The organism is Thermodesulfobacteriota bacterium (assembly GCA_040758155.1).
Taxonomy (GTDB): Bacteria; Desulfobacterota; Deferrimicrobia; order Deferrimicrobiales; family Deferrimicrobiaceae; genus UBA2219.
This window is the reverse complement of record JBFLWB010000076.1, coordinates 1-5,360: the sequence shown is the minus strand read 5'-3', so window position 1 is coordinate 5,360 and position 5,360 is coordinate 1. Positions and strand designations below refer to the sequence as shown.

General features: G+C 68.2%; 5 protein-coding genes. All 5 read left to right on the top strand.

Annotated features, from left to right (window positions below; all coding sequences use genetic code 11):
* Positions 1 to 1,143: hypothetical protein (locus AB1346_04640; GenBank protein ID MEW6719720.1), on the top strand; the 1,143-nt coding region annotated here is incomplete at its 5' end.
* A 17-nt stretch (positions 1,144 to 1,160) separates the two neighbouring features.
* Positions 1,161 to 2,243 carry a hypothetical protein gene (locus AB1346_04635; protein MEW6719719.1) on the top strand — a complete coding sequence of 361 codons (1,083 nt, stop codon included), beginning with the start codon at positions 1,161 to 1,163 and terminating at the stop codon, positions 2,241 to 2,243.
* Positions 2,244 to 2,405: 162 nt separating this feature from the next.
* A complete protein-coding gene (locus AB1346_04630; GenBank protein MEW6719718.1) occupies positions 2,406 to 3,353 on the top strand; it encodes a ring-cleaving dioxygenase in 948 nt (315 codons plus the stop codon).
* Positions 3,354 to 3,435: 82 nt separating this feature from the next.
* Positions 3,436 to 4,344 carry a nitroreductase family protein gene (locus AB1346_04625; GenBank protein MEW6719717.1) on the top strand — a complete coding sequence of 303 codons (909 nt, stop codon included), beginning with the start codon at positions 3,436 to 3,438 and terminating at the stop codon, positions 4,342 to 4,344.
* 17 nt (positions 4,345 to 4,361) lie between these two features.
* On the top strand, positions 4,362 to 5,360 hold a 999-nt coding region (gene bioB, locus AB1346_04620), incomplete at its 3' end, for a biotin synthase BioB (GenBank protein ID MEW6719716.1).

The window sequence follows — 5,360 nt, the reverse complement described above, 5'->3', positions numbered from 1 at the left end:
GTGAACCGGGAAGGGGCCGTCGGCATCGCGACGCCGCTGCAGCCCGAGGGGATCCGGACCGGGGTGGACTACCCGAACTTCCCGGTGGGCTTCCCGCTCTGGTACCAGGACAACGCCGCGACCAGCACCCCGGCGGTGCCGGTCGGCGGGGTCAAGCTCGGATACTGCCCCGGCACCGATCCGAAGTGCATCTCCGAGCCGGTCAATCCGGCCGACCCGAACTCCGTCGCGCTGCGGGCGGGCGGCGAGGGCTTCTGGTGGGCCGCCGACGCGCTGATGGACGGCACGGCCCTTCCGGGCGCTCCCTTCAGCAGAGCCCTCCTGGTGCTGGCCGTCGAGGCGTTCTTCAACAACGACATCATCCTGGACGGCAACCAGATCGGCTTCGCCCGGCGGCGGATCCGCGTTCAGGATCTTCAGCAGGGCGGCGACTACACCATCACCCATCCTTATGGGACGGAGGTGCTCACGGCCGTCGATGACGGCAAAGGGACAGGGACCTTCGAGATCAACGACACCATCGACGACATGATCGTCAATACCAACCTCGCAAACCTCGCCGCGACGGACAACGCCTTCACCGGCGCGCTGTTCGGCAAGATCGGCCCCCGGTTCCTGAAGTGGACCACGTTCAACCCCGATCCGGCGCTGAACGATCCGCTCCTGCAGCGGCCGCTGGTGCCCGGCGACCTCTCGCGCATGGTCATGTATGTAGGCGACCCGGCCGTCCCCCACGCGGTGACGGGGGGTTCGAACGGCAACGTCTTCCGGATCCAGGGAGGCGGCATCGACGTCCAGACCGACCTCTTCCAGGTTTCCGGCATGGTTTTCGACCCCGTCTTCGTCGCGGCAGGGACGACGCTTCCCGGCCTGCCGGCGCCGGTGCCGGAGGTCATCACGATCGCCAAGGCCCGCTTCCGGCAGCGCAACCTGCAGATCGACCTCTCCGGAACGAGCAATGTCATCGGAAGCACCCTCGTCATCCATGCAGGCCCCGACGCGAGCGGGCCGATCCTCGGCCAGGTCCTGGTCGACGCCGGCGGGTGGCGGCTGCGCACCGTCGCCACGACCAATCTGAACAGCGTCTCCATCGTCTCTTCGACGGGCGCGACGCTGCTCAACCAGCCCGTGCAAGTGCGATGAAGGAAAAGGAGACCAACATGAATAACACGATGAAATACCTCGGCATCTTTTTCGTCGTCGCGCTTCTCGCGGCCGGTTGCGGCTCGAACAATAACGGAATCGCTCCCCTCGCCGCCGGCGGGGGAGGCGTGACCATCGACCAGGCGGCCGGCGGGGTTCCGGTGAACAGCGCGTCGGCCCTCGACATCAACGACAACAACGTGGTCGTCGGCTTCCTGGAGCCCACGGCGGGCGCCACGTTCCAGGCGGCCGCCTGGAACGTCGGCGCCGCCGTCACGCCGAGGTCGCTCGATCCCATCGCGGGGAACGCCTTCTCCGCCGCCTATGCGGTCGACGACGAGGGCAAGGCCATCGGGCAATCCTCGAAGGGGACGCAGAAGGTCGCCGTCTACTGGCCGGCCGGCGCCTCCACCCCGGTCGAACTTCCCGCTCTCAACGCCGCGGGGAACAGCGGGGCCCTCGGCATCAGCGCCGACGGCTCCTGCATCGTGGGAGACGCCCAGGACGCCGGGCTGGCGTCCCAGGCGGTGATCTGGATCGCCGACGCGGGCGGCAACTTCACCAGCCCGCCGGTCGTCCTGCCGGTGAGCCTTGTCGGCAGCGCCTTCAGCTCCGCGAACGGCGTTGCCCGCGCGGGCGCGCAGATCTCGGTCGCGGGCGTCGCCGAGGACAGACTGGGCGTTGCCCATGCGATGGTTTGGACTTCGACCGACGGCGGGGCGATCTTCAGCGCCGCCGACCTGCGCACCGCAGGCGAGGCGGGAAGCCAGGCCATGGCCGTCAACGCCTCGGGCAAGGTCGTGGGCGAGGCGGAAACGGCGCCCGGCGTGTTCGCCGCGGTGTTGTGGGACAACACCGCCGCCCACACCCGGACCATCCTCGCGGAGAACGGCACCGCCAGCGCAATCAACGATGCGGGGAAGGTCGTCGGCACCGCGTCGGGCAAGGCGACCGTATGGAACACGGCGGTCCAGGGCTTCGCCCCGCAGACGCTTTTCGCGACAGCGAGCAGCGTTTACGGGACCAACAACGGGGACGCCACCGGCAATTTCGTGGTCGGCGTGAACGGTGGAAAGGGGTTCGTGAAGAAGGTAAACTGATACCTGACGCAGCTTCATCGGGCGCATCGGGGGCGCGGGGAAGCGATTTTCCGCGCCCCCTGCATTGCGGGCGGCAGTTCCGCGCGAACCGTCATAATGTCCCGTTTCATCAAATAAATAGGGCTCCGATGGAATCGACACCGGGGTTCGGGAGGACCGGCATTGGAAAGCGCTGCCTTCGGGATCCATCACATCACCGCGATCGCGGGGGAACCGCAGCGCAGCATCGATTTCTACACGGGGGTGCTGGGTCTTCGCCTGGTCAAGCTCACCGTGAACCACGACGACCCGTACACGTATCACCTCTATTTCGGCGACGGGAAAGGCCGGCCGGGCACGCTCCTCACCTTTTTCCCGTGGCCGGACGCCCGTAACGGCAGCCGGGGGACCGGGCAGGCGACCGCCGTTTCATTTTCCGTCCCGGAGAGGTCGCTCGGGTACTGGAAGCAGCGGCTGGAGGCGCAGGGGATTCCGGTCCAGGGCCCCCTCCGGCGATTCGGCGAGGAGGTGCTCGTATTCACCGATCCGTGCGGCCTGACGATCGAGCTGTCCCCGCAGCCGGGCATTGTGGACGATCCCTCTGTGCCGCCGGGGCGTGTCCCGGGAAAATACGCCGTCCGGGGGCTTCGGGGCGTCACCCTGTTTCTTGAGGGGCATCTGCGGACCGCGGATCTGCTCGTGGAGACGCTCGGCTTCCTCCCGAAAGAGGCGCAGGGGGACCGGTTCCGGTACGAGGCGGCGGGAGACGGGGCCGGAGGCGTCGTGGACATCCTCTCCCTGCCGTTTCCGATCGAGGGGCGCGTGGCGGCCGGGTCGGTGCATCACGTGGCGTTCCGGGTTCCCGGGCCGGCGGAGCAGGCGGCGCTGCGGGAGCGGCTGAAGACTCTGGGATACGACGTGACGCCGGTCATCGACAGGGTCTATTTCCGGTCGATCTATTTCCGGGAGCCCGGCGGGGTCCTTTTCGAGATCGCCACGGACTCGCCGGGATTCGCGGTCGACGAGCCCGAGGACCGGCTCGGGACCCGGCTCGTGCTGCCGCCGTGGCTCGAGCGGGAACGGGCGTTGGTGGAGAAGGTCCTTCCCCCGGTCCATCTCCCCGCGCCATGATCCCGGGGAGGCGCATCGTCGGGGTATACTGTGTCGGGGCGGGCCGGAACGCATCGGCGGAGGATTGGCAAGGAGGTTCGGGATGAGCGTCATCACCAGTTTCGGGGAAGCGGCTGGCGATCCGGCGATCGACCGGTCGACCTGCGACGTCTGCGGGCAATGCGCCAAGGTCTGCCCCTCCGGGGTCCTGTCGAAGGAGGGCGGCGAGATCCGCGTCGACCACGCCGCGGGATTCGACTGCATCGCCTGCGGGCAGTGCATGATGGCCTGCTCCACCGGAAGCATCGCCGTGACCGGCCGCAAACTATCCCCATCGGACCTGATCCCCGCTCCGGACAGGAACGCGCGCGCGACCTTCGATCAGCTCGAGGCGCTCCTCCTTTCGAGGCGCAGCATCCGCCGGTTCCGCGAAGAGCCGGTAACCCGGGAAGCGGTCGACCGGGTGATCGCCTCCGCGGCGACGGCGCCCATGGGGATCCCCCCGTGGGAGGTGGGGGTCACCGTCTTCCACGGGCGCGACAAGGTCCGCGAGCTGGCGTGGGACATCGCCGACGCCTACGAGAAGATCCTCAACTCCTTCGAAGGGCCCTTGGGACGCATCTTCCGGCGTCTGATGAAGAAGGCCGCCCGCCAGCAGCTCAAGAGCTTCATCCTCCCGCTGGGACGGATCTACGTCGAGGGGAAGAAGAGGAACACCGACAACATCCTGTACGACGCGCCGGCCGCCCTTCTTTTCCACACCTCCCCCTTCGCGGACGCGGCGGACGCGGTCATCGCCTGCACCTATGCGATGGTCGCGGCCGAGTCGATGGGGCTGGGGACCTGCATGATCGGCAGCGTGGCGCCGGTCCTCGAGCGGAGGAAGGACCTGATGGAAAAGCACGGGCTGCCGCCCGGGAACATCCCGAGGATCGTGCTCATCATGGGCCATCCGGCGGTCCGCTTCCGCAAGGCGATCCGCCGGCCGTTCCTCTCCGTGCAGTTCCGGTGACCGCGGCTCCTTCCGCCATGGAAGCGTTCTGGGAAAGGGTCCGCGCGCAGGGAATGTCGGGGGAGGGGATCGGCGCGGCCGACGCCCTGGCTGTGCTCTCCCTGCCCGATTCCTCCTTGTGGCGCCTCCTCGACACCACCGAGCCGGTCCGCAGGCATTTCAAGGGGGACGGCATCCGGCTCTGCTCCATCGTCAACGCCAAGTCCGGCGCGTGCTCCGAGGACTGCTCCTTCTGCTCGCAATCCAGCCGCTCCCTGGCGCGGATCCCGGTCCACCCGCTGCTCTCCGGCGAGGAGCTGTTCCGCGCGGCGGCGGATGCGAAGGAGCGCGGGGCGCGTGAGTTCTCCATCGTGGCCTCCGGCCTCTCAATGCGGAACCGGGAGGAGCTGGTCCGCGTTGGGGACGCGGTGGAGCGGATCGGGAAGGAACTGGGGCTCGAGACGTGCGTCAGTCTCGGCACGCTGTCCGCCGAGGACGTCCGGTATCTCCTCTCGCGGGGCTTGCGGTCGATCCACCACAACCTCGAGACGTCCCGCTCCTTCTTCCCGAACGTCTGCACGACCCATGATTACGACGAGGACGTGGCGGCGGTCCGGGCCGCCAAGGCGGCCGGCGCATGGGTTTGCTGCGGGGGAATCTTCGGCCTGGGCGAGTCGCCGGAGGACCGCGTCGAGCTGGCCATGACGCTAAGGGAGCTTTGCGTCGATTCCATCCCCGCGAATTTCCTGAATCCCGTCCCGGGAACGCCGGTGGAAGGGCGCCGCGACCTGACGCCGATCGCCTGCCTCAAGATCCTTGCGATGCTCCGGCTGACGAACCCGACGAAGGAAATCATCGTCTGCGGCGGCCGGGAGGTGAACCTGCGCGGGCTGCAGTCGCTGATGTTCGCCGCGGGCGCGACCGGCACGATGGCCGGCAACTACCTCACGACCGCCGGCCGTCCCGCGGAAGAGGACCTGCAGATGCTCCGAGACCTGGGGCTGAAGGTGCGGGAGCAGAACAGGCAGAACAGGGAC

Excerpts from the sequence above, each read along its gene's own strand:
- AB1346_04635 (MEW6719719.1), top strand. The coding sequence starts at position 1,161 with ATGAATAACACGATGAAATACCTCGGCATCTTTTTCGTCGTCGCGCTT.
- AB1346_04625 (MEW6719717.1), top strand. The coding sequence starts at position 3,436 with ATGAGCGTCATCACCAGTTTCGGGGAAGCGGCTGGCGATCCGGCGATC.